20 protein-coding genes are annotated in these 25,792 nt (G+C 59.5%); 9 read left to right on the top strand and 11 right to left on the bottom strand.

Annotated features, from left to right (window positions below):
* The first annotated feature begins 48 nt into the window (after nt 1-48).
* On the top strand, nt 49-1,611 hold the full coding sequence (locus tag BM017_RS12000) for a TerC family protein (RefSeq protein WP_092244361.1): 1,563 nt from the start codon (nt 49-51) through the stop codon (nt 1,609-1,611).
* Here the strand turns inward: BM017_RS12000 and BM017_RS11995 are convergent.
* A complete protein-coding gene (locus tag BM017_RS11995) occupies nt 1,595-1,936 on the bottom strand; it encodes a thioredoxin domain-containing protein (protein ID WP_092244358.1) in 342 nt (113 codons plus the stop codon). The genes BM017_RS12000 and BM017_RS11995 overlap by 17 nt on opposite strands.
* 65 nt (nt 1,937-2,001) lie before the next feature.
* A complete protein-coding gene (locus tag BM017_RS11990) occupies nt 2,002-2,250 on the bottom strand; it encodes a hypothetical protein (RefSeq protein ID WP_092244355.1) in 249 nt (82 codons plus the stop codon).
* 333 nt (nt 2,251-2,583) lie between these two features.
* Between BM017_RS11990 and BM017_RS11985 the strand changes: the two genes are divergently transcribed.
* From BM017_RS11985 to BM017_RS11950, 8 genes are all read left to right on the top strand, one after another.
* Nucleotides 2,584-3,432 (top strand): transporter substrate-binding domain-containing protein, encoded by an 849-nt coding sequence (locus BM017_RS11985; RefSeq protein ID WP_092244352.1) that lies wholly within the window; start codon nt 2,584-2,586, stop codon nt 3,430-3,432.
* A gap of 51 nt (nt 3,433-3,483) precedes the next feature.
* Nucleotides 3,484-4,146 (top strand): amino acid ABC transporter permease, encoded by a 663-nt coding sequence (locus BM017_RS11980; RefSeq protein WP_025857547.1) that lies wholly within the window; start codon nt 3,484-3,486, stop codon nt 4,144-4,146.
* Nucleotides 4,147-4,157: 11 nt separating this feature from the next.
* A complete protein-coding gene (locus BM017_RS11975) occupies nt 4,158-4,820 on the top strand; it encodes an amino acid ABC transporter permease (protein WP_016976586.1) in 663 nt (220 codons plus the stop codon).
* Nucleotides 4,817-5,599 carry an amino acid ABC transporter ATP-binding protein gene (locus BM017_RS11970; protein ID WP_071488005.1) on the top strand — a complete coding sequence of 261 codons (783 nt, stop codon included), beginning with the start codon at nt 4,817-4,819 and terminating at the stop codon, nt 5,597-5,599. The genes BM017_RS11975 and BM017_RS11970 overlap by 4 nt, the downstream gene beginning before the upstream one ends.
* Before the next feature lie 16 nt (nt 5,600-5,615).
* On the top strand, nt 5,616-6,005 hold the full coding sequence (locus tag BM017_RS11965) for a RidA family protein (RefSeq protein ID WP_010210958.1): 390 nt from the start codon (nt 5,616-5,618) through the stop codon (nt 6,003-6,005).
* Between the two features lie 106 nt (nt 6,006-6,111).
* Entirely contained in the window at nt 6,112-6,876 is a 765-nt protein-coding gene (locus BM017_RS11960) for an IclR family transcriptional regulator (RefSeq protein WP_058424172.1), read from the top strand.
* A gap of 9 nt (nt 6,877-6,885) precedes the next feature.
* On the top strand, nt 6,886-8,094 hold the full coding sequence (locus BM017_RS11955; RefSeq protein WP_092244349.1) for an amino acid deaminase: 1,209 nt from the start codon (nt 6,886-6,888) through the stop codon (nt 8,092-8,094).
* Nucleotides 8,095-8,211: 117 nt separating this feature from the next.
* Nucleotides 8,212-9,120: a sugar kinase gene (locus BM017_RS11950; RefSeq protein ID WP_092244346.1), complete on the top strand. Its 909-nt coding sequence runs from the start codon at nt 8,212-8,214 to the stop codon at nt 9,118-9,120.
* Nucleotides 9,121-9,297: 177 nt separating this feature from the next.
* Here the strand turns inward: BM017_RS11950 and BM017_RS11945 are convergent, their stop codons facing one another.
* The 9 genes from BM017_RS11945 to BM017_RS11905 form a co-directional block, all read right to left on the bottom strand.
* Nucleotides 9,298-10,506: a glycosyltransferase gene (locus BM017_RS11945; RefSeq protein ID WP_092244343.1), complete on the bottom strand. Its 1,209-nt coding sequence runs from the start codon at nt 10,504-10,506 to the stop codon at nt 9,298-9,300.
* Nucleotides 10,500-15,170: a dermonecrotic toxin domain-containing protein gene (locus BM017_RS11940; RefSeq protein ID WP_092244340.1), complete on the bottom strand. Its 4,671-nt coding sequence runs from the start codon at nt 15,168-15,170 to the stop codon at nt 10,500-10,502. Before BM017_RS11940 ends, BM017_RS11945 begins: the two co-directional genes overlap by 7 nt.
* Nucleotides 15,171-15,280: 110 nt before the next feature.
* Nucleotides 15,281-15,556, bottom strand: a complete 276-nt coding sequence (locus BM017_RS11935) for a peptidylprolyl isomerase (RefSeq protein ID WP_003174397.1) — start codon at nt 15,554-15,556, stop codon at nt 15,281-15,283.
* Nucleotides 15,557-15,599: 43 nt separating this feature from the next.
* The gene (locus tag BM017_RS11930) at nt 15,600-18,095 is read right to left on the bottom strand and encodes a PAS domain-containing protein (protein WP_092244337.1); all 2,496 of its coding nucleotides are present in this window, start codon (nt 18,093-18,095) and stop codon (nt 15,600-15,602) included.
* A gap of 135 nt (nt 18,096-18,230) precedes the next feature.
* Nucleotides 18,231-20,189, bottom strand: a complete 1,959-nt coding sequence (locus tag BM017_RS11925; RefSeq protein WP_092244334.1) for an acetoacetate--CoA ligase — start codon at nt 20,187-20,189, stop codon at nt 18,231-18,233.
* 160 nt (nt 20,190-20,349) lie between these two features.
* Nucleotides 20,350-21,123 carry a 3-hydroxybutyrate dehydrogenase gene (locus BM017_RS11920; RefSeq protein WP_092244331.1) on the bottom strand — a complete coding sequence of 258 codons (774 nt, stop codon included), beginning with the start codon at nt 21,121-21,123 and terminating at the stop codon, nt 20,350-20,352.
* 7 nt (nt 21,124-21,130) lie between these two features.
* Nucleotides 21,131-22,522, bottom strand: coding sequence for a GntP family permease (locus BM017_RS11915; RefSeq protein ID WP_092244328.1), 1,392 nt, complete (start codon nt 22,520-22,522; stop codon nt 21,131-21,133).
* A 295-nt stretch (nt 22,523-22,817) separates the two neighbouring features.
* The gene (locus BM017_RS11910; protein ID WP_092244325.1) at nt 22,818-24,212 is read right to left on the bottom strand and encodes a sigma-54 interaction domain-containing protein; all 1,395 of its coding nucleotides are present in this window, start codon (nt 24,210-24,212) and stop codon (nt 22,818-22,820) included.
* Entirely contained in the window at nt 24,209-25,783 is a 1,575-nt protein-coding gene (locus BM017_RS11905; protein WP_092244322.1) for an ABC transporter ATP-binding protein, read from the bottom strand. The genes BM017_RS11910 and BM017_RS11905 overlap by 4 nt, the downstream gene beginning before the upstream one ends.
* Nucleotides 25,784-25,792: the final 9 nt, after the last annotated feature.

Raw genomic sequence — 25,792 nt, 5'->3', positions numbered from 1 at the left:
CTGCCGTGCCCGGCATTCTGAAAATCGATGACTGAAGAGACTCAATAAATGGAATGGTTAGCGGATCCAACGGCCTGGCTCGGCCTGTTGACCTTGATTGTGCTGGAACTGGTACTGGGCATCGACAACCTGGTGTTTATCGCGATCCTGGCGGACAAGCTGCCGCCGGAGCAGCGTGACCGTGCGCGCTTGATCGGCCTGTCCCTGGCGTTGCTGATGCGCCTGGGCCTGTTGGCGAGTATTTCCTGGTTGGTGACCCTCACCCAGCCGTTGTTCGAGGTGTTCGACAAGAGCTTCTCCGGCCGCGACCTGATCATGCTGTTTGGTGGTGTGTTCCTGCTGTTCAAGGCCACCATGGAATTGCATGAACGCCTCGAGGGGCATGTGGCCCAGCGCACAGGCAATGTGGCCTACGCGATGTTCTGGCCGATCGTGGCACAGATCGTGGTGCTCGACGCGGTGTTCTCCCTGGATGCGGTGATTACCGCCGTGGGCATGGTGGACGAACTGGCGGTGATGATGATCGCGGTGATCGTGTCCATCGGCCTGATGATCGTGGCGAGCAAGCCGCTGACACGCTTCGTCAACGCGCACCCGACGGTGATCATGCTGTGCCTGGGCTTCCTGATGATGATCGGTTTCGCCCTGACCGCCGAAGGCCTGGGGTTCCATATTCCCAAGGGTTACCTGTACGCCGCCATCGGCTTCTCGATCCTGATCGAAGTGTTCAACCAGATCGCCCGTTCACGCCGCAAGAAGTCGGCGCAAGGCGTGTTGCCGGTGCGCGAGCGTACCGCCCATGCTGTGATGCGCCTGCTCGGCGGTCGCAGCCTGGCGGTGGAAGAGGTGGGTGAAGAGGTGGCCGACCTGCTCGGCGAGCCGGATGCCACCCAGGGCCCGCTGTTTGATCGACGTGAGCGCGTGATGATCAGCGGCGTGCTGCAACTGGCCGAGCGACCGATCCGCACGCTGATGACGCCGAGAGCCAAGGTCGACTGCATTGATCTGGCGGACGACCCCGACAGTATCCGCCTGAAACTGATGCACTCGTCCTATTCGCGACTGCCGTTGATCCGCAATGGCGCCGTCGATGAGCCGCTGGGCTTCGTGCACAAGAAGGAGTTGCTCAAGGAGTACCTGGCCGGCAACGAGCCGAACCTGGAGCACCTGGCGCGTCGGGCGATCAACTTGCTCGACAGCTTTTCGGTCCTCAATGCGCTGGAGCAGATGCGCCAGGAATCCACGCACATTGCGTTCGTCATCAACGAATTCGGTGACTTTATGGGCGTGTTGAGCATGACCGACATTCTCGAGTCCATTGCCGGTGAGTTGCCGGATGCCAGTGAAATCGAGGGGCCGGATATCGTCGAGGAAGGCGATGGCTTTCGCGCCAATGGTGCCTTGAACCTCAACCTGGTCCGCCAGCGTACCGGTTTCAAGGCGACGGCGACCGAGGACTACCAGACCCTGGCCGGTCTGGTCATGAGCCTGCTCGACCGCCTGCCAGTGGTGGGCGATAGCCTGGAACATGAGGGCTGGCGCATGACGGTGGCGGCGGTGGAAGAGCGGCGGGTGACGCAGGTTTGCCTGGTGCCTATGCACCAGGCGTAACGGCGGGTAGTTGGCTGTATTGCTCGAAGGCGCTTCGCAGCGCTTGCTCGCCAAGGCCGGGAAGGGCTTCGAGCAGTACCTGATTGCGGTAGATCAACAGCATCGGGATACGGTCGACCCTTGGGTGTGGAGGCGTGTCCATACAATCAAGAATCAAGATTTTGACCTGCTCCTTGTAGTGCTCGCTGATGCGCATGAAACGCGGCATCGCATCAGTGCAAGCCGTGCATTCATGTGACATGAAAACCACAAATACGGGTTGTGGGGTGTTCAGTTCGCGCTCAAACGCAGCTTTGTCTGCAATCACGGCATTCACATAGCTCATCGATATTTCCCTCCAGGCCTGGCTCACGCTAAGCCGGGGGGGCGTCAGTCGTCTACTGTCAACCTTCACAGGTCCCGGTCACGCTCCAAGCGTTCGCGGGCTTTGCGCGCCTGGCTTGCGCATTTCTTGTATTCCAGATTGTCCCTTGAGGCCTTCGCCTGACGGTAGCCGTGGTGGTTCTGGCTTGTGTAATTGGTGCTCAGGGCTTCGTTGAGCTTGCGCAGTTCGGCCTTGCATTCGCGTCGGTCGTTGCTGGCCGAAGCGCTGCCGGCCACCAGAAAGAACAGCAAAACCAGGGTGAGGCGGAAGTTCATCGGGGTGGAGTCCTTGTCGGAATGAATGTGCCAAGGCTAGCCCAGCGCGGGGATTTTTCCACGCGACAGCTGCACCGCAACGGTGCGTGGTAATACTGCTGTAGCGCACGCAAGTGTGGCCTGTCACCGCCGTGTGGGGCCTTGGGTAGCAAAGAGATTTCAAGTGCTGGCTTAACGCCTGGTTACGGATCTTCATTTATCTATCTGATCTAAAACAGATTTATTCATGCCGTGTTTTTCTGTTAGCGCGTGTGGCACACTTTCTGCTGTCTATTCCGTTGTTACATACTAAGTTCCGGTATAGCGGAATACACAACTCCTGGAGTGCTTGTCATGCATCACCGACCTTCCGTATTCAAAGCGTGTGTTTTTCTCTTCGCCGCATCGGCCTCCCTCGCAAGCCAAGCGCAAGCGGCGGACAGCAAGCTCGATGATGTGCTCAAACGTGGGCATCTGATCGTGGGTACAGGCAGTACCAATGCGCCGTGGCACTTCCAGGGAGCGGATGGCAAGTTGCAGGGTTTTGATATCGACATCGGCCGCATCGTGGCCAAGGGCTTGTTCAATGACCCGAGCAAGGTCGAGTTCGTGGTGCAATCCTCTGATGCGCGGATTCCCAACCTGCTGACCGACAAGGTCGACATGAGTTGCCAGTTCATCACCGTCACCGCCAGCCGCGCCCAGCAGGTGGCCTTCACCCTGCCGTACTACCGCGAAGGCGTGGGCCTGCTGCTGCCCAACAACAGCAAGTACAAAGAGATCGAAGACCTGCAGGCCGCCGGCGACAGCGTCACCGTGGCCGTGCTGCAAAACGTGTATGCCGAAGAGCTGGTGCACCAGGCCCTGCCCAAAGCCAAGGTCGACCAGTACGACAGCGTCGACCTGATGTACCAGGCGGTGAACTCCGGTCGCGCCGATGCCGCGGCCACCGACCAGTCCTCGGTCAAGTACCTGATGGTGCAAAACCCAGGTCGTTACCGCAGCCCGGCCTACGCCTGGAGCCCGCAAACCTATGCGTGCGCCGTCAAGCGTGGCGATCAGGACTGGCTGAATTTCGTCAACACCGCGCTGCATGAAGCCATGACCGGCGTGGAGTTCCCCACCTACAAGGCCTCGTTCAAGCAATGGTTCGGCGTGGATCTGCCGGAACCTGCGATCGGCTTCCCGGTTGAGTTCAAGTAAATCGAAAACCTGGGGCGTCGCTGACGGCGCCCCAATCAGGTACTGCTGACCATGAACTATCAGTTGAACTTTGCCGCCGTGTGGCGCGACTTCCCCAGCTTGCTGGCGGGGCTCGGCCTGGGCCTCGAGCTGGCGCTGCTGTCGATCGCGATCGGCTGCGTGATCGGCCTGATGATGGCATTTGCCATGCTGTCGAAACACAAGGCACTGCGCGTGCTGGCCTCGGTGTATGTGACGGTGATCCGCAATACGCCGATCCTCGTGCTGATCCTGCTGATCTACTTCGCCTTGCCCAGCCTGGGCATCCGCCTGGACAAGATCCCGTCGTTCATCATCACCTTGTCGTTGTACGCCGGGGCTTATCTGACCGAAGTATTTCGCGCCGGGCTGCTGAATATTCCCAAGGGCTTGCGTGAAGCCGGGCTGGCCATCGGTCTGGGCGAGTGGCGTATCCGTGCCTACATCACCGTGCCGGTGATGCTGCGCAATGTGTTGCCCGCGCTGTCGAACAACTTCATTTCGCTGTTCAAGGACACCTCGCTCGCCGCCGCCATCGCGGTGCCGGAGCTGACCTATTACGCCCGCAAGATCAACGTCGAGAGCTACCGGGTGATTGAAACCTGGCTGGTCACGACCGCGCTCTACGTGGCCGCCTGTTACCTCATTGCCATGCTGCTCCGTTACCTGGAACAGCGCCTGGCGATCCGTCGTTAAGAGAGGTTTCCATGTACGAATCCCCCAGCTGGCTGCATGAGTTGTGGATCGCCCGGGATACCCTCTGGGCGGGTTTTCAGGCCAGTGTTTATGTGTCCGCATTGGCGATTATCTTTGGCACCCTGATCGGCATAGTCGCCGGGTTGATCCTGACCTACGGCAAATTCTGGATGCGTGCGCCGTTCCGGCTGTACGTCGACCTGATCCGGGGCACGCCGGTGTTTGTGCTGGTATTGGCGTGCTTCTACATGCTGCCGGCGCTCGGTTGGCAGATCACCGCGTTCCAGGCCGGTGCGGTCGGGTTGACGCTGTTCTGCGGTTCCCACGTCTCGGAAATCGTGCGCGGTGCGCTGCAAGCCATTCCCCGTGGGCAACTGGAAGCGGGCAAGGCGATTGGCCTGACGTTCTATCAGTCCCTGGGTTATGTGTTGCTGCCCCAGGCGCTGCGCCAGATCCTGCCGACCTGGGTCAACTCCTCCACGGAAATCGTCAAGGCCTCGACCCTGCTCTCGGTGATCGGCGTGGCCGAGTTGCTGTTGAGCACTCAGCAAGTGATCGCACGCACCTTCATGACCCTGGAGTTTTACCTGTTCGCAGGCTTTATGTTCTTTGTCATCAACTACGCCATCGAGTTATTCGGGCGCTACATTGAAAAGCGGGTGGCCTTGCCATGAACCAACCTCAAACCAACCCACCACTGCTGAACATTAGCGGCCTGCGCAAGCAGTACGGCCAGGTGGAAGTGCTCAAGGGCGTCGACCTGTCGATGCAGCGCGGTAACGTGGTGACCCTGATCGGCTCCAGCGGCTCGGGCAAGACCACTCTGTTGCGCTGCGTCAACCTGCTGGAAGAGTTCCAGGGCGGGCAGATCACCCTGGATGGCGAGTCCATCGGCTACAGCGAAGTTGCCGGCAAGCGGGTGCGTCACCCCGAGCGCGTGATTGCCCAGCATCGTGCCATGACCGGCATGGCATTCCAGCAGTTCAACCTGTTCCCGCATTTGACGGCGTTGCAAAACGTCACCCTGGGCTTATTGAAAGTTAAGAAAATGCCTAAGGACGAGGCGGTGGCGCTCGCGGAAAAATGGTTGGATCGTGTAGGACTTCTGGAGCGTCGTAACCACTTTCCCGGCCAGTTGTCGGGCGGCCAGCAACAACGTGTGGCGATTGCCCGCGCGATTGCCATGAACCCCAGCCTGATGCTGTTCGACGAAGTCACCTCGGCCCTCGACCCGGAGTTGGTGGGCGAAGTCCTCAGCGTGATCAAGGGCCTGGCGGAAGAGGGCATGACCATGTTGCTGGTCACCCACGAAATGCGCTTTGCCTATGAAGTCTCGGACAAGATCGTGTTTATGAACCAGGGCCGCATTGAAGAGCAGGGCACCTCGAAGGACATCTTCGAGCGCCCGCAATCGCCGCGCCTGGCGGAATTTCTCAAGAACATTCGTTTTTAATCAGGAGCCTGTTGTTATGAGCATTACTCGTTATGGCGCCGGCAGTACTGCCGGCGGCGGCCAACCCCGTCCTTTCGCCCGCGCCGTGGAAGCGGACGGTTGGTTGTACGTCTCGGGCCAGGTGCCTGCGGTGGATGGCGAAATCATCACTGGCGGCATCATTGAGCAAACCCGGCAGACCATGCGCAACGTGGTGGCGATCCTCGAAGAGGCTGGCTACGAATTGAAAGATGTGGTGCGCGTGGGGGTATGGCTGGAGGATCCGCGGGACTTCTGGAGTTTCAACAAAGTCTTCGGCGAATACTTCACCCCGGAACACGCCCCGGCGCGGGCCTGTGTGCAGGCGAACATGATGGTCGACTGCAAGGTGGAGATCGATTGCGTGGCCTACAAGAAAAAGGGCTAAATGCCCCATTCTTGAAACCACGGAAAATCCAATGTGGGAGAGGGCAAGCCCCCTCCCACAAGGATCTGCGCAGATCACAGCATTTTTACAGGAATCGAAAGCTGCCATGACCGAAGACACCATCAAACGCCGCGCCAAAGGCCTGGACCGGGCATTCGATATCCTCGATTTTCTCAAGGAAATCGGCCAGCCCCTGCGCCCGAATGATATTGCCAGCGGCATCGGCAGCCCCAAATCCACCGTCTACGAATTGGTCGCGTCACTGCTGGAGCGACGCATCCTGGAAACGGTGGGCAAGGACGGTCACGTCTACCTCGGCCGCCAGCTGTATTTCCTGGGCCAGGCACACCTGCGGCATTTCGACCTGACCCGCGAGGCCGACCACGCCTTGCAGGAGATCGTCAGCCAGACCCACGAAACCGCGCAGATGTGCCTGCTGAACGGGCGCAAGTACACGGTGGCGCTGATGCGCGAGGGCGAGCGGCATTTTCGTATTTCTTCGGACATCGGCGAAAACGCGCCGATCCCCTGGACCGCTTCCGGGCGCCTGTTGCTGGGGCACTTGAGCGACCAGCAGATCGTCGACCTGATCGATCACGATGACTTTATCCTGCCGGATGGCCAGCGCTTGCCGCTGGATACCTTCCTGGCACAAATCCGTCAGGCCACCCTCGATGGTTTTTTTTCCTTCGACAGTGTGGCCGACACCTTTACCCATTGCTTTGCCGCCCCGGTGCGGGACGCGCAAGGCATCAGCATTGCGACCCTCTGCATCGTCGCCCCGCGCGCCGATGCGATCAAAAATTACAACGACTATCGCCGGGTGTTGATCGAAAGTGCCAACAACCTGGCCCGTCGCATCAACGAATAGGAGCATTTCATGTCTGCCATCAATGCCGTTGAAAAAGGCGCCGCCGCCGTCGGTGCCCATCTGGTCCGCGACGTCAGCCTGCCGGCCCTGGTGCTGCACCGCGAGGCGCTGGAACACAACATCCGCTGGATGCAGGACTTTGTCAGCAAGAGCGGCGCGCAGCTCGCGCCCCACGGCAAGACCAGCATGATGCCGGCGCTGTTCCAGCGTCAGATCGAGGCAGGCGCCTGGGGCATTACCCTGGCCAACGCCGTGCAGACCCGCGCCGCGTATGCCGGTGGCGTGCGCCGCGTGCTGATGGCCAACCAACTGGTGGGCGCGCCGAACATGGCATTGATCGCTGACCTGCTGGCCGACAAGGACTTCGACTTCCACTGCATGGTCGATCACCCGGACAACGTCGCCGACCTGGGGCTGTTCTTCGCCGCCCGTGGCCTGCGCCTGAACGTGATGATCGAGTACGGCGTGGTCGGCGGCCGTTGCGGTTGCCGCAGCGAGCAGGAAGTGCGCGAACTGGCCAAGGCGATCAAGGCCCAGCCGGCCCTGGCCCTTACCGGTATCGAAGGCTATGAGGGCGTGATCCACGGTGAGCACGCCATCAGTGGTATCCGCGATTTCGCCGCGAGCCTGGTGCGCCTGGCGGTGGATTTGCAGAACAACGGCTCTTTCGACCTGCCCAAGCCCATCATCACCGCGTCGGGCTCGGCCTGGTACGACCTGATCGCCGAGTCGTTCGAAGAACAGAACGCCGCCGGCCGCTTCCTCAGTGTGCTGCGCCCCGGCAGCTACGTGGCCCATGACCATGGCATCTACAAAGAAGCGCAATGCTGCGTGCTCGACCGCCGCAGCGACCTCGATGAAGGCCTGCACCCGGCCCTGGAAGTCTGGGCGCATGTGCAGTCGTTGCCCGAGCCGGGCTTTGCGGTGATCGCCCTGGGCAAGCGCGACGTGGCCTATGATGCCGGCCTGCCGGTGCCGCTCAAGCGTTACAAGGCCGGTATCCTGCCAGCGGAAGGCGATGATGTGAGCGCGTGCAAGGTGACGGCGGTGATGGACCAGCATGCGTTCATGACGGTGGCGCCGGGGGTTGAACTGCGTATTGGTGACATCATTTCCTTTGGCACTTCGCACCCGTGCCTGACCTTTGACAAGTGGCAGGTCGGTTGCCTGGTGGATGAGCAGTTGCAGGTGATTGAGTCTCTGCCTACCTGCTTTTAGACCGCGTCGATCCCATCGGGGGCAAGCCCCCTCCCACAGTTTGATGTGTGAACCCATTCCAATGTGGGAGGGGGCTTGCCCCCGATGAGGCCATCAGTCACTCCCGAGACAATCGCTATGAGCACCCAACCCCGCATCGCCCTGATCGGCGAATGCATGATCGAACTGCAACACCGTGCCGACGGTAGCCTGCACCAGAGCTTCGGCGGCGACACCCTGAACGCGGCGGTGTACCTGCGCCGCGAGTTGGGCGATACCGGCGGTGTCGACTACGTCACTGCCCTGGGCGATGACAGCTTCAGCGATGCCATGTGCCGGCAATGGACTGACGAAGGGTTGGGGGTGGGCATGGTCCAGCGCCTGCCCGGACGTCTGCCGGGTTTGTACTGCATCCAGACCGATGCCAACGGCGAGCGCAAATTCTTGTATTGGCGCAACGAAGCCGCCGTGCGCGACTGCTTCACCACGCCGGCAGCCGAGCCGATCCTGGCCGCGCTGCCGGGCTATGACGTGGTGTATTTCAGCGGTATCACCCTGGCCGTGCTGGGTGAAATCGGCCGCGAACGCTTGCTGCAAACCCTGATCGAAACCCGTCGGCGCGGGGGCAAGGTGGTGTTCGACAACAACTACCGGCCGCGACTGTGGACGAGTGTCGAGGCGGCGCGTGCTGCGTATGGGCGTGTCCTGGCCGAAGTGGATATTGCCTTGCTCACCGAGGATGACGAGCGTGCCCTGTTTGGCTATCCCGACAGCGAGCAGGTGTTGACGGCGTATCCGGATATTAAAGAGGTGGTGCTCAAGCGTGGCGCGGATGCGTGCCTGATACGCTGCAACGGCGAGCGCTTTTGCGTGCCGGCGATCAAGGTGGAAAAGGTGGTGGACACGACAGCGGCGGGGGATTCGTTCAGTGCGGCGTACCTGGCCGGGCGGCTCAAGGGAAGCTCGCCGGAGCAGGCTGCATTGGCCGGGCATCGGTTGGCCAGTCGGGTTATCCAGGTGCCGGGGGCGCTGATTCCCCGGGGGTGAATGGTCGCCTGCGGCGGATCGGGGGCAAGCCCCCTCCCACAGTTTGATTTGTGAACCTATTCAAATGTGGGAGGGGGCTTGCCCCCGGTAGCGGTCTGCAGCCAACCCATCAATCCCGGTAAAACACCTGCACCAGGTGCTACCCGAACTTGCTCTTGATCGGCCCGTGAACTCGTTTCACGTTGTGATCCAGGAGTGCTCTACGCCTATTACCACACGGGCTCTTTCGAAAAAGGGGAAGTAATGGTCCGTCACCTTGGATAATTTATGAGAGTAAGCGGTGTCAACTACACCAGGGTTAATCTTGGTGCCATGGCTGCGGGAGCGCTGGGCCAGTACACCGTAATAATCCGGTCGTTCACGTGCTAGTACATCGTTGAATACTTGCGGACCGGTCAATTGAAAAAGCTCGGCTGAGTAGGTTTTTAAGGCTTCGTAGGTTGAATCGTATTTGCCAGTAAAGTGCGGTCTGGGTTTGATAAAGAAATCCTTATGCTTGTCGCACCGGCTGAGCATCTCTTCCGTTACCTTGACCAATACCGGGTTATTGGCGTGAGTGGCGAAAATACTGGAGTTGTAACCATAAAAGTCTGCAAAGGGCGCATTGATGAAAGTGCCTAGTAATACATCATTGCTCGCCGCCATGAACACTTGCTCGCTTATCTTCGTTGTGAAGCAGTCATCCATGTCCATGTAGATGCCTCCGTAATGATTGGCGAGCGGGTAGCGTAATATGTCAGACGCTGCCGAGTAGTTGGTTGTGGTGCCTGTGGAGATATTCAGGTAGTGCTTATAGATGGCGTGTTTTTTGAAATCTTCAAAAAACACGGTGCCGTTCAACGGAGCAATCGTCAACGTGGGTACGGCGTTTTTCAGTATCTGTGTAAGGGGAATCAATAAGTCATCACTCACATCGGTATGGACGATGACCTTATAACCCGCTGTGTGCGCGGCGTTACGGGTAAGCGCGTCAATGAGGTTCTGACTGGGAAGTAAAGTACCTATCCATATTTTATGAATTTCTCGCGGAATCGGTTGTGTATCCGTGGGCAACACGGGATAGCCAGGAAGCTCCACGTTTCTGAATTCAGTGGGCTGGGGCAACTTGTGCCTGATGGCTTGCCAGTCTTCCAACGTTCCGCGGTCCCAGTAACCCTCATGGGTGAGCCATACAGCTTGGGTGAGGAGTTCGCCGTCAATGGTATCAGGGTGTGTCATCCAGACGCCATGCTGCACGTCGTACCAGATACTCATCGGCGCGCCCTCCGCATCAAGAACAGATAGATGATGCTCAAACTTAACCACCGGAACTCTTGAGGTATGAAGGGGCGCCAAGGGTTGTAGGGCGCTGACAGGAGGGGTGCAGTGATGTTCAGGGTTCAACATTGTATCTCCCACCTGTTTCGAGTGTGATCGAACTTGACGCGAGGGCCGATGTGAGTGTCGTTGTAAAGTTGATAGTCGTCAGTGCCGTGCAGTTTTCTCACAGCGAAGATGTTACCCTGAAGATAAATATAGGTTTTCCCTTCTTTTACGTACATTGAGTTGACGGCTGTTATCTCTGATACGTCGACAGCACGAGCGTGTAATTTGAATTGTTGTTGGATATTGAGTTTGTTGTCGCCGGTGCGGGTGTCAGGTTTGAAGAACTGCGCGCGGCCTTGCGCAGTGGGTACAGCGGAGAGGGGGCGGTATTCAAGTGCTGGAAGATGCCTGTGTGCAAGCGTTTTGAACAGTGTTGGCCCCTGCGACATTTCGGCGCGTGTAAATCTAAGTAAAAACTTGATGGCCAGCATGCCTTTGTGACTGTATTGAAATAACAGTGCAATGGCGCCGAAGGGATTAGCCGCACCTAGAGACCGCAGGAGTACATTGGGTAAAGAACTTTGTAACGGTTGGATCGCCTTGGCTGCTGTTAAGGCTACCTTTGAAAAATTCGTTGACTTAGAAAGAATGATGACCCGACCAAGGCGCGTGGAAATACTAAGGGCCTTGATGCCAAGTCCGACAAACGGCAGTAACAGGCTGAACATTTCAAGGGCCGTGGTAATGATAGTACCCAGTGTTACTTTTCCGGCCTTGATGTCCTGATAAAGCGCATATCCAGGCAGTACAAAGCGCGCCATGAGTTGCGCGCGTGCAAACAGTCGCTCTTTATGGGTCTCGTACGGCGTAGGACTCTTCAAATAGGGGTAGGCAAGGTCCATGATGTTGCCGAATACAGCGTTCACCATTTTTTTGCACAAGTATTGGATCTTTTGTGCTCTGGACATTCCCTGTGTCTGCCGTCGGACGGTGTAGAAGCTGACCATTAAGTACGGCGTACTTTCTTTCTGATCTGGGGCACCTCTGAGGTAAGCCCCTTCATTCAAGGGAGAGATATACAGATACGGCAACTCATGCCACAGAGCATCCTGTGTGGGGGGAGAAGACGTCACGTGGATGCGGGTAGCGCGTTTAGCAGAGAGAGGTAGCGCTCGGACAGTTCCTGAAGGGCAAAATATTTCATAGGCGTACTGGATGTCCTCGTTCTCTTTATAAAGGGCGATGAGCCCAAAGCGGCTTTCCTCCCAGTTACCCTGACTGTTTTCAAACGATACCTTTATGTATTTGTAAGCGTTAAGTATCCGCTCCCGGTCCAATTGCGGTGTGCCGTGCAGCGCGAGTGCCAGGCGGTCAACCATGGCGCTTAGAAAGTTGTCCTTGTAGATGGAAAATTGTTGGTCAAACCGCGCTTGTAACTCGCAAGCGCCGTGTGGGTAGGGTTTTACCCCAATCTCTTGTTCTGTAAACCCCACACCGGACACACAGGACATGTACTTTTCCAGAAGGGTCATACGCATTCGGCGTCCAATATGCCGGTCTGCCGCGACGGAGGGGTGAACATGGAAGTACTTCTTGAGCTCGGCTTCTGTGAACGCGATGATCTGTTCCGCATCCACACCAGGATTGGCTTTTTTGAATGCGCTGCTTGCCATGTTTTTACGTTGAGGTGGTACTTGCGCCAGATGAGTAAAGGTTTGTGCCTCGAGGGCCTCTTGTTCGCTGACATAGGCGACAGCCTTGAGGCTATCGGCATGGGTGACCCAGGCAATTTCGGTTTCGGGAATGACTCCCTGGCACATGGCAAAGTGCAGACTGGGCAGCTGCTTTAAAAGAGCAACAGCGGTTTTCTTATCATCGCTCAACCCCGCGTAATGAGCATTCGAGTAGGCGGTGACTATTTCCACGTAGCTCAGGCCTTGGCTAGAGCATGGCTGTTCAGCTTCCAGGCATGCAACCGCATGACGCCAGTGAAGACTGTCCAGGGTTTGCCCGTACAGCAGGGTGGCTGGCACTTGGGTCACTAATAATTCCGGTGCATAACGAGCGCAGAGCAGTGTGAAGACGAACCGCTGGGTTTGGCGGTCTACGTTTTTCGGGAGGCGTTGTTTGAGATGCGCTCGAAGCGTCTCGCGAACCTGGCTTACCGGAGACTCCCCTAGCTCGACGCTGTGCAAGTTCAAACCACAAATGTAGCCGGGCTTTTGTTCGGTGGGTGGGGAGAGATAATCGGTTATAACCGAGATGGCGAGCGCCCTAAATGATGTCTGCGCGTCATTGCGGCCTGGTGCAATGATTTTTCCAAGGGCTTTGCCCAGTCTGTGCAAGCCTGGAAGATCCAGCAGCAACTCATGATATAGCGAATAGTTACGTGGCTGTGCTGGTGAGATCATGTGCTCAGGGTCGTAGTCCGCCAATAACGACAGATTGAGGTAAGACGCTAATGCCGTTAGATCAATCTGGTCAGGTGTTGCTTTGATTTCACTGCACAAAATGGAAACGAGCGCGGGAGATTGGTCCTGTGCGAGGGTCAGCTCTCGTGCGGAGTAGTAGGGGTGAACGCCCTCGCTGGGTAATTGCTTCATGCCCAGTAACCTGAGGCCCACGCTTTCGAGTCGTAAGCCTAGGCGATCGCTGGGGGCGTTGCTCGCATAGAGCTGCATGAAGTAATAGAAGTTGTGCCGAAGACTGCCGGGGTGCTGCCAACTGAAAATCTGGCGTTCATCGCGGTAGGCGCAGATGCGTTGCAGGGCAAGAAAGCGAAGAGAGAGGGGAACAGGTGTCTCGGCAGAGAAATAACTGACGACATGGCTCATGACACCTTTGAGAGTGTTACCCACTTTGTCGGTGTTCAAGGTGCCTATCATCAGCGCTCTGCATTTAGTGTCATTGAACGCAAGCTTATTGAGTGCCGAGAGGTCCAGTATGGGTGAGTCCAGATCTTTGCTGTAGATATCCTGCGCGCGCGCAGTGGAAGTCAGTACTAACGCATCAGAAAGCGTTTTGCCGGGCAACTGTTCAAGCATGCTTGTCTGGCGGTGGTTTATCCAGCGCGCGTGCTGTTTGGTCAAGTGTTGGGCCAGTGATGGATTTAGTGCGTTGCAAAATGCTTCGAGCCCGGCAGGCAACGTATCATTTTTTATCGCGGTGAAGTCGTGCAGGAAATTTTCCGCCTGCTGGACGAGTAAACCCTCCACAAGTTCGTCAACGACGTAAGCTGCTGTGAGCATTTTTTTCAAACCCAGTCGAGCGGGTTGTGTTGAGCAAAAATCAACGATGTTCAGAGCGCTTTTTTTGCTCAAATGGTCCAGTAATAGCGGTCGACTGTTGCTATCAGCCATCTGGGAAAGCAGGCGCTTCTCGAATGCTTCCCAGCTTTCGTACTCCACCGCGCCTGTGTTCAGGGCGAACGCCACAAGGCGGTTTTGCTTTGAGGCTGATGCCTGCTGTTCGATCAGGAATGTGCCGCTGATGGGAAATGCCTTACCGCTGAAAAGATCTACGAACGCACAGGTGTAGGTGCTGATTGCAGGGGGCAGTGCTTGAGCGGAAGATTGGCTGAGTATCTGATTGATCTGCGTATGGCTGTCGTGCGTCAGGGTACTGTCCGCCAGCCCGATACGGGCTGTGGTTTCGATAGCGTGCTTGAGATGGTTGCGCCAGATCGTCTTGGCCCCCTTTTCAGAGGTCACGGGCGCCCAATAGTTTATGACATCCTGCTGGTACAACTTGGGGAGCCTGTCGAGGCGATCCAGAAAGTCATCCAATGTGCCGATATCAACGGAGATGAAAGGATGTAGATTGAATTGACTGTGGTTGATCGGCGAGTGCTTCAATAAATCTTGGGCAGTTACCAGGGCGGGACGATCTTCTCTGGTGATGCTCGTGTCCTCATAAACCGATATCTGCAATGAGGTCCACCGGGTGTCCGTTTGCTGATGAGGCCTGACACCTGTGCGAAGGTAGTCTGCTACCAACGACGCGATGGGTTTTGTATAGATGATCAGTCGATCGGTGGCAGGTGGCTTACGGTCTTTGGATGGGACATCGACATAGCCATGGACGATCGCAGCGTAAAAAGTCGAGTGTGTCGTGGCACTGAAGGATTTGCTGATGAACGTGGTGATTTCCCGCTGCAAGTTGTGCGATAAGCGCGGTTGGCGTTTCAGAATGTCGAGCGGATCGTGACGATGGAGTGTGAGCGCATTGAGCTCCAGTTTCTGAAAGGCGCGCAGTTGATAGATATCGATAATATTCGCGATCAACGCAAGGGAATCCTGGTCCAGAGGGTAAGCTGAATTCCTTGAAGTCTCGCTGTTAGTTAATGCGCTGATGAATTCATCCTTGAAACACTGCCGTGCTGTGCGGTCAAGAATCGCGGTGGGATAGAGCAGCGCTGGAAGCTCTCCGCGCCAGAGGGCTTCTGAGAGTTTGTAGAGACATTCCAGGGTCAGCGAAAACGTTAACTTCTCGATGGGAATTGTCACTGCGGTGGAAATCAGGGTTTGAAAAGGCGGAAATCTGCACAGGCCAGGCAGCGCGTGTTCGTCGCCGAAATCAAGGGTTTTGAAGAAGACGTGGGCACGCAGGGCGATAACATGGGAACGTGTGAGCAGGCGCTGAAAAAACTGGCGTGCCTGATCGCTGGGCAGGTCCGCCACATTTGGAATATGTAACGCGTAGAGCAAACTTGGAATGCTGAGTTGTTGTATTTTGGCGGTGTCCACATCCGGCCTCCCTGGTCCTGGTATAGCGATCAAGGTAGGCTGTGTGGAAAGTCACCCGGCAGTATTTATATCTCGTCCAGGTCGACGACGAGCGATACAAATAGAGCCGGTTAATCCCGGTAAAACACCTGCACCAGGTGATACCCGAACTTGCTCTTGATCGGCCCGTGAACCACCTTCACCGGTTTCTTGAAGATCACCGCATCAATCGCCCCCACCATTTGCCCGGGCCGCACTTCGCCCAGGTCGCCGCCACGTTTGCCCGAGGGGCAAGTGGAGTACTTCTTGGCCAGTACATCAAACGCCTCGCCCTTGGCGATGCGCTGTTTGAGCTGTTCGGCTTCTTCGCTGGTTTTCACCAGGATATGACGGGCTTGGGCTTTCATTGATCTCTACCAGGTGTGCGACGGCGCGCGATTATGCCTGAACTCATTCGTCGGCGTTGATCATGCTGCGGATTTTTGTCGCCAGCAGGTCGATGGAAAACGGCTTGGCCACCATGTCCATGCCGTCTTCGAGGAAGCCCTGGCGCTCGGCGGCTTTTTCCGCGTAACCGGTCATGAACAGTACCTTCAGCCCCGGCCGGTGCTGGCGGGCGATTTCCGCAAGCTGCCGGCCATTCATGCCCGGCAGGCCGACGTCAGTCACCAGCAGATCCACACGCAGATCCGACTCCAGCAGCGGCAGTGCAGCCCGGGCGTCGCCCGCCTGGTGCGCCGTATAGCCCAGTTCGTCGAGCACATTGACCACCAGCATGCGCACTGCCGGGTCATCTTCGACCACGACCACGGCTTCACCGGCCAGGGCTACCGGGGCTTCACCGAGGCTGGCAGGCAGGTCGCTTTCCAGGGAGGTGCCATGCAGGCGCGGCAGATACAGGCGCACGCAGGTGCCCTGGCCCGGCGCGCTCTGGATCGTCACATGCCCGCCGGACTGCTGGGCAAAGCCGTAGATCATCGACAGCCCCAGGCCTGTGCCCTGGCCGATGGGTTTGGTGGTGAAGAACGGGTCGAACGCCTTGGCCAGAATCTTCGGCGCCATGCCGGTGCCGTTATCGCACACGCCAAGCATCACGTAGTCGCCGGCCTTGACCGGCTCCAGGGTAGTGATGTCGGTGCCGTCCAGGTAACTGTTGGCGGTTTCGATCAGCAGTTCACCGCCGTCGGGCATCGCGTCGCGGGCGTTGATCACCAGATTGAGCAGGGCGTTTTCCAGTTGGCTGGCGTCGGTGTTCACCGGCCAGATGTCATGGCCGAGCTGCACCTTGAGGCTGATGTGCGCGCCCTTGGTGCGGCGGAACAACTCTTCAAGGGACGCCACCAACTGGTTCGGGTCCAGCGGGCGACGGTCCAGGGACTGGCGCCGCGAGAACGCCAGCAAGCGGTGGGTGAGGGCGGCCGCACGGTGGGCGGAGGATACGGCGGCATCGGTAAAACGGCCGATCTCGTCACTGCGCCCGGCAGCGATGTAGCGCTGCATCAGGTCCAGGCTGCCGATGATGCCGGTGAGCATATTGTTGAAGTCGTGGGCGATACCGCCGGTGAGCTGGCCCACCGCTTCCATCTTCTGGGCGTGGCGCAGCGCATCTTCGGCGCGTTCGCGTTCGAACATTTCGTTTTGCAGGCGCTGGTTGGCCTCGGCCAGCGCCTGGGTGCGCTGGGCCACGCGTTCCTCGAGGTTTTCATTGAGGTGGCGCAGGGCTTCTTCGGTGAGCTTGCGTTCGGTTTCATCGATCACAAAGATGTAGAAACCCTTCACCGAACCGTCATTGCTGAAGCGTGGCAGGTACTTCATCAGGGCGTGGCGTGGTCGACCGTCCTGGTGTGGTGTGATGGTCATGAAGCTGCAGGCCTTGCCCTTGAGTGCGGCCTCGATCTTGTCTGCACGCCCGGCATACACCTCGTCGCCGAGCACTTCGCGGATGGTCTTGCCGTACAGCTCCTGGGGCGTCATGCCGTACCATTCCAGGTAAGCGCTGTTGTTCAGGCGGAACCGCTGCTCGTGGTCGACATAACCGATCAACACCGGCATGGCGTTGATGATCAACTGCAGCTCGCTCTGGCTTTGGCGCAAGGCCTGCTCGGTGTGTTTGCGCTCGGTCAGGTCCAGCGCAGCACCCAGGAAGCGCGCGGGGCGGCCTTGATGATCCTTGTAGCAGCGCCCGCGGGCGAATACCCAGCGCACTTGGCCATCGGCTTGCAGCAGGCGGTATTCCTCGGCGTACTCGGTGCCGAAGGTGATGCAGTGCTTGATGCTGCGCGCCACCATGCCACGGTCTTCCGGGTGCACGCCTTGCAGGTAGTCGCTGATCGGCAAACGGCTTGCATCGTCGGGATCGACACCATGCAGGTAGGCGAAGTGCGTGTCAGCGATAAAACGGTCTTCGCCGATATCCCAGTCCCAGGTGCCGACCGCGTCGGTGGCCGCCAATGCCAGTTGCAGGCGCTGTTCGGTGTTGTGCTGGGCCTTGCGCCGTTCATTGGTTTCGATGGCGGTGACCAGGATGCCGGCAACGCTGCCGCTTTCATCGCGGACCGGGCTGTAGGTGAGGTCCAGCCAGATTTCAGTATCGCGATTGTGGCGTTGCAGTACGAAGCGCTGCTCGCTGAAGGTGCGCACCTGGCCGCTGAGCACGGCGTCGTAGATTGGCCCGGTAAAGCCTTCCAGCTCCGGCCAGGTCTGGTGCGCCGGCTGGCCCATGGCCCCAGGGTGTTTATTGCCCGCGAGTTGGGCGAACCCGTCGTTGTAGAGCTGCGTGAGCTGGTTGCCCCACAGCAGGAGCATCGGCATCGGCGAGTGCACCACGATATCGACCGCCGTGCGCAGGCTTTGCGGCCAATCACCGGCCTCACCGAGAGGGCTTTGCGCCCAGTCCAGCCGCGCAATCAATGCGGCGGCTTCGCTGCCGGTGGATGTTCCAATCATGAAAAAGCCCTGAGCGTAACGCTTTGAAAAATGACAACACCCATTATCCCGTCAGTCGGCAATGAGTGACTACCCCCGAAAAATAGCATGCATTGGGGGTTTGTCTTCAAATGAGTGCGTCAGCGCTGAAACCTTTCATCCTTGCGCCAGTTCCGGGCGATCGCGGAACTGATCAAGCGCCTGCGGGTTGGCCAGGGCGTCGGTGTTCTTCACCGGCTCGCCGTGCACCACATTACGCACTGCCAATTCGACGATCTTGCCGCTGATGGTGCGGGGGATATCGGTGACAGCGAGGATCTTGGCCGGCACATGGCGCGGTGTGGTGTTGGCACGGATCACCTGGCGGATCTGCTGTTCCAGGGCCTCGTCCAGTTCGATACCGTCATTGAGGCGCACGAACAGCACCACGCGCACGTCGTCCTGCCAGCGTTGGCCGATGGCCAGGCTTTCCAGCACCTGGGGGATTTTTTCCACCTGGCGATAGATCTCTGCGGTACCGATCCGCACGCCGCCCGGGTTAAGTACCGCGTCGGAACGCCCGTGGATCAGCAGGCTGCCGTTGGGGCGCTGTTCGGCGTAGTCCCCTTGGGCCCAGACGCCGGGAAACTGGCTGAAATACGAAGCGAGCAGTTTCTTGCGCTCCGGATCCTTCCATAGCCCGATGGGCATGGCCGGGAAATGCCGGGTGCACACCAGCTCGCCTTTTTCACCGACCAGCGGCCGGCCCTGGTCGTCCCACACTTCGATGGCCATCGCCAGGCTCTTGCACTGCATTTCACCGCGCCGCACCGGCAGCACCGGGTTGCCGATCACAAAGCAGGAGACGATATCGGTGCCGCCGGACATGGACGACAGGCACAGCTCGGCCTTGATTTCGCGGTACACGTAGTCATAGCTCTGCGGCGACAGCGGCGAGCCGGTCGAGATCAGCGCTTTGAGGCTGCCCAGGTCATGGCTGAGGCGCGGTTGCAGGCCGGCTTTTTCCAGGGTGGCGAGAAACTTGGGGCTGGTGCCGAACACGCTGATGTGTTCCGCATCGATCAGGTCGATCAAGCGCTCGGGGCCGGGGTGAAACGGTGAGCCGTCATACAGCACCGCCGTGGCGCCGATGGCCAGCACCGAGACCAGCCAGTTCCACATCATCCAGCCGCAGGTGGTGTAGTAGAACAGGCAGTCCTCGCGGGACAGGTCGGCATGCAGGCCGTGTTCCTTGAGGTGGGTGAGCAATACGCCGCCGGTGCCATGGATGATGCACTTGGGCACGCCGGTGGTGCCGCTGGAGTAGAGGATGTACAGCGGATGGTCGAACGGCACCGCGACGAAGTCAGGCTCGCCGCCGGGTTGGTAGAAGTCCGGCCACAGCCAGACGCTGGCGTGGGTCTGATAGTCCTCGATCCTGGCCTGGGGGCGCGCATACGGCACGATGATCAACTGCTCCAGGGACGGCAGGCGCGCGAGGATTTCATTGAGCTTGGCGGTCTGGTCGATATCCTTGCCGGCATAGCGGTAGCCGGCGCAGGTGATCAGTACCTTGGGCTCGATCTGGCCAAAACGGTCGATCACGCCCTGGGTGCCGAAGTCCGGCGACGAGCAGGACCAGATCGCCCCCAGGCTGGTGGTGGCGAGCATGCCCACCAGGGTTTGCCAGGTGTTAGGCATACACGCCGCGACGCGGTCACCCTGGGTCACGCCGGCAGCGCGCAGGCTGCGTTGCAGGCCGGCGACGTGGGCGGCCAGTTCGGCGTAGGTCAGTTGTTCGCGTTGGCCGTCTTCTGCGACAGCCACGACGGCGGTGTGAGCGTCACGTCGGCGCAGCAGGTGTTCGGCAAAATTCAGCGTCGCACCGGGAAACCAACGGGCGCTGGGCATCTCGGCGTCTTCGATCAGCACCGCGGTGGGCGGGCTGCGAAATTGCACGTCGAAATAGTCCACGATCGCCCGCCAGAAATCCGCGCGCTGGTCGATGCTCCACTGGTGCAGCGCCGGGTAGTCGCCAAGCTGCAGGCTGTAGCGCTGGTTGATGTAGCGCCGGAACTGGTCCATGCGCGTGTTGGCGATGCGTTCCGGGGAGGGTTGCCAGAGGATGTCGGGCATCAGCAGGTCTCTTGTTCTTATCTAGGTCTTCCACACAATACAGTTCAAATGTGGGAGGGGGCTTGCCCCCGATGAGGGAGTGCCAGTTGATACATGGGGTGACTGACCCTCCGCTATCGGGGGCAAGCCCCCTCCCACATTTGAACGCCAGTGTCCGCTGTTACTGGGCCAGCCAGCCGCCGTCGATATTCCACGCCGCACCGCGCACCTGGGCACCGGCTTCGCTGCACAAAAACAGCACCAGTTCACCCAGTTGCGGCGGTGTCACAAACTCCAGCGACGGTTGCTTCTCCGCCAACAGGTCGTGCTGCGCCTGCTGCGGGTCGATACCACTGGCGGCGCGATCATCGATCTGCTTCTGCACCAGTGGCGTCAGCACCCAGCCGGGGCAGATGGCGTTGCAGGTGACATTGCTGGTGGCGGTCTCCAGGCCAACCACCTTGGTCAACCCGATCACGCCATGCTTGGCCGCCACATACGCGGCCTTGCCCACCGACCCGACCTGGCCATGCACAGAGGCAATGTTGACAATACGCCCCCAGCCCTTGGCCTTCATCCCTGGCAGGCTCAGGCGGGTGCTGTGGAACACCGAGGACAGGTTGATCGCGATGATCGAGTCCCAGCGTTCGGCCGGGAAGTCTTCCACCGCCGCCACATGCTGGATGCCGGCGTTGTTGACCAGGATGTCGACGCCGCCGAATTCACGCTCGGCGTAGGCGATCATGTCGGCGATCTGCGCCGGGTCGCTGACGTCGGCCGGATGATGGCCGACCTTGCCGCCGAACACCCGCACCTGGGCGATCACCGCGCTGGCGTCACCGAAGCCATTGAGGATCAGGTTGGCGCCGGCCTTGGCCAGGCTCAAGGCGATGCCCAGGCCGATGCCGCTGGTGGAGCCGGTGACCAGGGCGGTCTTGCCGTTCAATGTCGTCATGGAAACCTCACACAATGCCGGTGGCGTAGAAAGTACCGATCACCACGAACACCGCGAGGGTCTTGATGAGCGTGATGCCGAAAATGTCCTTGTAGGCTTCGCGGTGGGTCAGGCCGGTGACCGCCAGCAGCGTGATCACCGCGCCGTTGTGGGGCAGGGTGTCCATGCCGCCGCTGGCCATGGCCGCGACGCGGTGCAGCACTTCAAGGGGGATATTGGCCGCATGGGCCGCCGAAATAAAGCTCTCGGACATCGCCGCCAGGGCGATGCTCATGCCGCCCGACGCGGAACCGGTGATACCGGCCAGCAGGGTCACGGTGATCGCTTCATTGACCAGCGGGTTGGGAATGCCCTTGAGCCAGTCGGCCAGCACCAGGAAGCCCGGCAGCGAGGCGATCACCGCGCCAAAGCCATATTCAGAGGCGGTGTTCATCGCCGCCAGCAGCGCACCGCTGACCGCGCTTTTGCTGCCTTCGGCCAGCTTGCTCTTGATCGCCGAGAAGCCGAACACCAGCACCACGATGATCCCTACCAGCAACGCCGCCTGTACCGCCCAGATCGCGGTGAGCTTGGCGATTTCGGTGGTCACCGGCGCACTCATGCCGGGCAGGCTGAGGCTGTGGGTCTTGCCGTACCACTGCGGGATCCAGTGGGTGAACAACAGGTTCATCACGCCGACCAGGATCAGTGGCGACAGCGCGATCCAGGGATTGGGCAGGGTCAGGTTCTCGGCGGTTTCCGGCTCGTTGCGCAGCTCCGTGCCATAGCCTTCACCGGCACGCTGCGCCTTGTTGCGCTGGCGTGCCAGGTAGAGCATGCCGGCGCAGAACACGAAGATCGTACCGATCAAACCCAGCCACGGCGCGGCCCAGGCGGTGGTGTTGAAGAAGGTGCTGGGGATGATGTTCTGGATCTGCGGGGTGCCGGGCAGAGCGTCCATGGTGAACGAAAACGCACCGAGGGCGATGGTGGCCGGGATCAGGCGCTTGGGAATATTGCTTTGGCGGAACATCTCCGCTGCAAACGGATACACCGCAAACACCACCACGAACAGCGATACGCCGCCGTAGGTGAGCAGGGCGCAGACCAGCACGATCACCAGCATCGCCTGGCGCGTGCCGAGCAAACGAATGGCTGCCGCCACAATCGAGCGCGAGAAGCCCGACAGCTCGATCAGCTTGCCGAACACTGCACCGAGCAGGAACACCGGGAAATACAGCTTGATAAAGCCGACCATCTTCTCCATGAACACGCCGGTAAAGGCAGGGGCGACGGCGGACGGGTCGGTGAGCAGGACAGCGCCGAGGGCGGCGATGGGGGCAAACAGGATAACGCTATAGCCACGGTAGGCCGCCAGCATCAGCAGCGCCAGGGCTGCCAGGGCAATGATCACACTCACGGTGTGTCTCCATCGGATTGTTATTGTTGTGGGGTGTTGCTTTAGGAAAGGGCTATAGCGAGATGTGTGCCATGTTCTTAACTTGTTGAAATTAAACAGTAATTTTCTGTATTTGGTGTGCTTCTCTGAATATTGTCTCTAACTTGAGACAAGTGACAAACAAATGTGGGAGGGGGCTTGCCCCCGATGGCAGTGTGTCAGCCGCCTGATAGGCAACTGAAGCACCGCAATCGGGGGCAAGCCCCCTCCCACATTGGGTTGTCTCTGTATTGAGATCTCTGTCTCTTTTTGGAGATCAGTTGATACCCAACGCCACCATCTTCTTGTACAGCGTCGACCGCCCAAGCCCCAACCGATTGGCTGCTTCCACCACATTTCCCTCGCACGCGCTCAATGCCGCCGCGATGATCTGCCGATCAAACCGCTCCCGCGCCGCACTGAAGCTTTCGCCCTCGACCGTCGCGACGGCACTGCCACGCTCCACGGGGGTAAAGGTGCCAATCGCCGCCCGAATCTCCCCGGCATTCAACACCAGGTCATCACTGAGCAACGCCGCCCGCTCCAGCACATTGCGCAACTCACGGATGTTCCCCGGCCACGCATGCTGCGCCAGCAGTGCCAGGGCCTCGCGGTCCAGTTCATGCTGGCTGCGCAGTTCCTCCAGAATCGCCTCGCTCAACGCCGGAATATCCTCCAGCCGCTCACGCAACGGCGGCACCTGGATCGGCAGCACATTCAGCCGGTAATACAAATCCGCGCGGAACTCGCCGCGCTTGATCGCCGCCTCCAGGTCCATGGAGGTGGCGGCGATCACCCGCACATCGCTGTGCAGCATCTCGTTGGAACCCACCGGCTCGAATTCCTTTTCCTGCAACACGCGCAGCAGTTTGCTTTGCAAGGGCAGGGGCATGTCACCGATTTCGTCGAGGAACAGCGTGCCGCCCTGGGCGATCTGGAACTTGCCGGGGCGGCCCTTGCGGTCAGCGCCGGTAAACGCTCCCGGTGCGGTGCCGAAGAACTCGGCTTCCAGCAGGTCAGCGGGAATCGCCGCGCTGTTGATGCTGACAAAGGCCTTGTGCGCACGGCTGGACGCGCCATGAATCGCCTGGGCCAGCAGCTCCTTGCCGGTACCGGTTTCACCCAGCAGCAGCACGGGCGATTCGGCGCTGGCACTGCGCCGCGCCCGGCGTTTCACTTCGAGGCTGGCGGCGCTGGTGCCGATAAAATGCGCGAAGTTGTATTTGCTCTGCCGCGAGCGCAGCAAGGAGCGCGTCGACGCCAGTTCTTGCTGCATGCTCAGGTAGCGCTCAATCAGTGGCGACAGGTTGCGCAGTTCATCAAACAAGGCAAAGCCGATCGCACCGATCACCGCACCGGCGTCGTTGTGGATCGGCAAGCGCATCACCACCAACGGGCCCTTGGGCGTGTCCTGGATGTCCAGCAATATGGGCTGGTCATTGCGTACCACCTGGCGCAGCAGGCTATTGGAGATCACCTGCTCGCACGGCTGGCCGATGGCCTCGTCGGCGCTCTTGAGGCCAAAGCGCTTGGCGTAGCGCTCGTTCATCCACACGATATTGGCGTCGCGGTCGACAATCACCGTGCCTTCGCTGGACTGCTCGATGATCTCGAACAGCGACTGGATAGCCAGGCCGCGAACCTGTTGGTAATCCGTGAGGCTGGTACTCATGACGACAGCCCGCACGCCGCCGCCAGCAGCTCTTGGGTGTAAGGATGCTGCGGTGCATCAAACACCTGGTGGCTCGCGCCGGCTTCCACCACCTTGCCATCCTTGATCACGATCATGTCATGGGCCATGGCACGCACCACGGCCAGGTCGTGGCTGATAAACAGGTAGGTCAGGCCGTATTTCTCCTGCAACTCACGCAGTAGCGCCACCACTTGTTTCTGCACGGTGCGGTCGAGGGCCGAGGTCGGTTCGTCGAGCAACATCAGCGCCGGCTTGAGCACCAGGGCGCGGGCGATGGCGATGCGTTGGCGCTGACCACCGGAGAACTCATGGGGGTAGCGATGGCGGCTGGCGGGATCGAGGCCCACGTCCTTGAGCACCTGCACCACCTGTGCATCGCGGTCGGCCAGGCTGCACGGTGCGTGAACCTCCAGGCCTTCGCTGATGATCTGCTCCACGGTCATGCGCGGGCTGAGGCTGCCGTAGGGGTCCTGGAACACCACCTGCATCTGCTTGCGCCATGGGCGCATCTGCTTATGGTTCAGCGGGTCGAGGGCTTCACCCTGGAAGCGGATGCTGCCCGTGGAATCAAGAAGCCGCAAAATCGCCTGGCCCAGGGTGGACTTGCCCGAGCCGGACTCGCCGACAATCCCCAGGGTCTTGCCGCGCTGCACGCTCAGGCTGATGCCATCCACTGCCCGCAAGTAAGTCTTGCGCCGGAACAAACCACCGCCGAGGGGGAATTGCACGGTCAGGTCATCCACCTGCAATACCGTCTCGCGTTCGTCACTGCACAGGGCATTACCGGCCGGTTCAGCATCCAGCAGCAGGCGGCTGTAGGGGTGCTGCGGCGCGCTGAACAGTGTCTGGCAGTCGGCCTGCTCGACGATCTCGCCGGCACGCATCACGCACACGCGCTGGGCAATGCTGCGCACCAGGTTGAGGTCGTGGCTGATCAGCAGCAGGGACATGCCCAAGCGTTGTTGCAGGGACTTGAGCAGCAGCAGGATCTTGCGCTGCACGGTCACGTCCAGCGCCGTGGTGGGTTCGTCGGCGATCAGCAGTTCCGGTTCGCAGGCCAGGGCCATGGCGATCATCACCCGTTGGCGCTGACCACCGGAGAGCTGGTGCGGATAAGCCTTGAGGCGTTCCTGGGGCTTCTGGATGCCCACCAGTTCGAGCAGTTCCAGGATGCGCGCCTGCGCCGCCTTGCCGCCCAGGCCCTTGTGCAGCAGCAGGGTTTCGCCGATCTGCTTTTCGATGCTGTGCAAGGGGTTGAGCGAGGTCATCGGCTCCTGGAAGATCATGGCAATGCGGTTGCCACGTAGCTTCTGCAAGGTGGCGGCTGAAGCGCCGACCAGTTCCTGGCCACGGTACTTGATGGAACCGGTGGTTTGAGTACCGGCCTCGGGCAGCAGTTGCAGGATCGAGTGGGCCGTCACCGACTTGCCCGAGCCCGACTCGCCCACCAGTGCCAAACACTCGCCGGGGCGTACGTCCAGGCACAGGTTGCGCACCACGGTCTGGCCACTGAACGCGACGCTGAGGTCGCGGATTTCGATCAGGTTCATAGGCAGTCA

This window comes from Pseudomonas sp. NFPP04 (genome assembly GCF_900113815.1).
Classification (GTDB): domain Bacteria; phylum Pseudomonadota; class Gammaproteobacteria; order Pseudomonadales; family Pseudomonadaceae; genus Aquipseudomonas; species Aquipseudomonas extremorientalis.
Note: the sequence above shows the minus strand (reverse complement) of the source record. Positions and strands in the feature narration are given on the sequence as shown.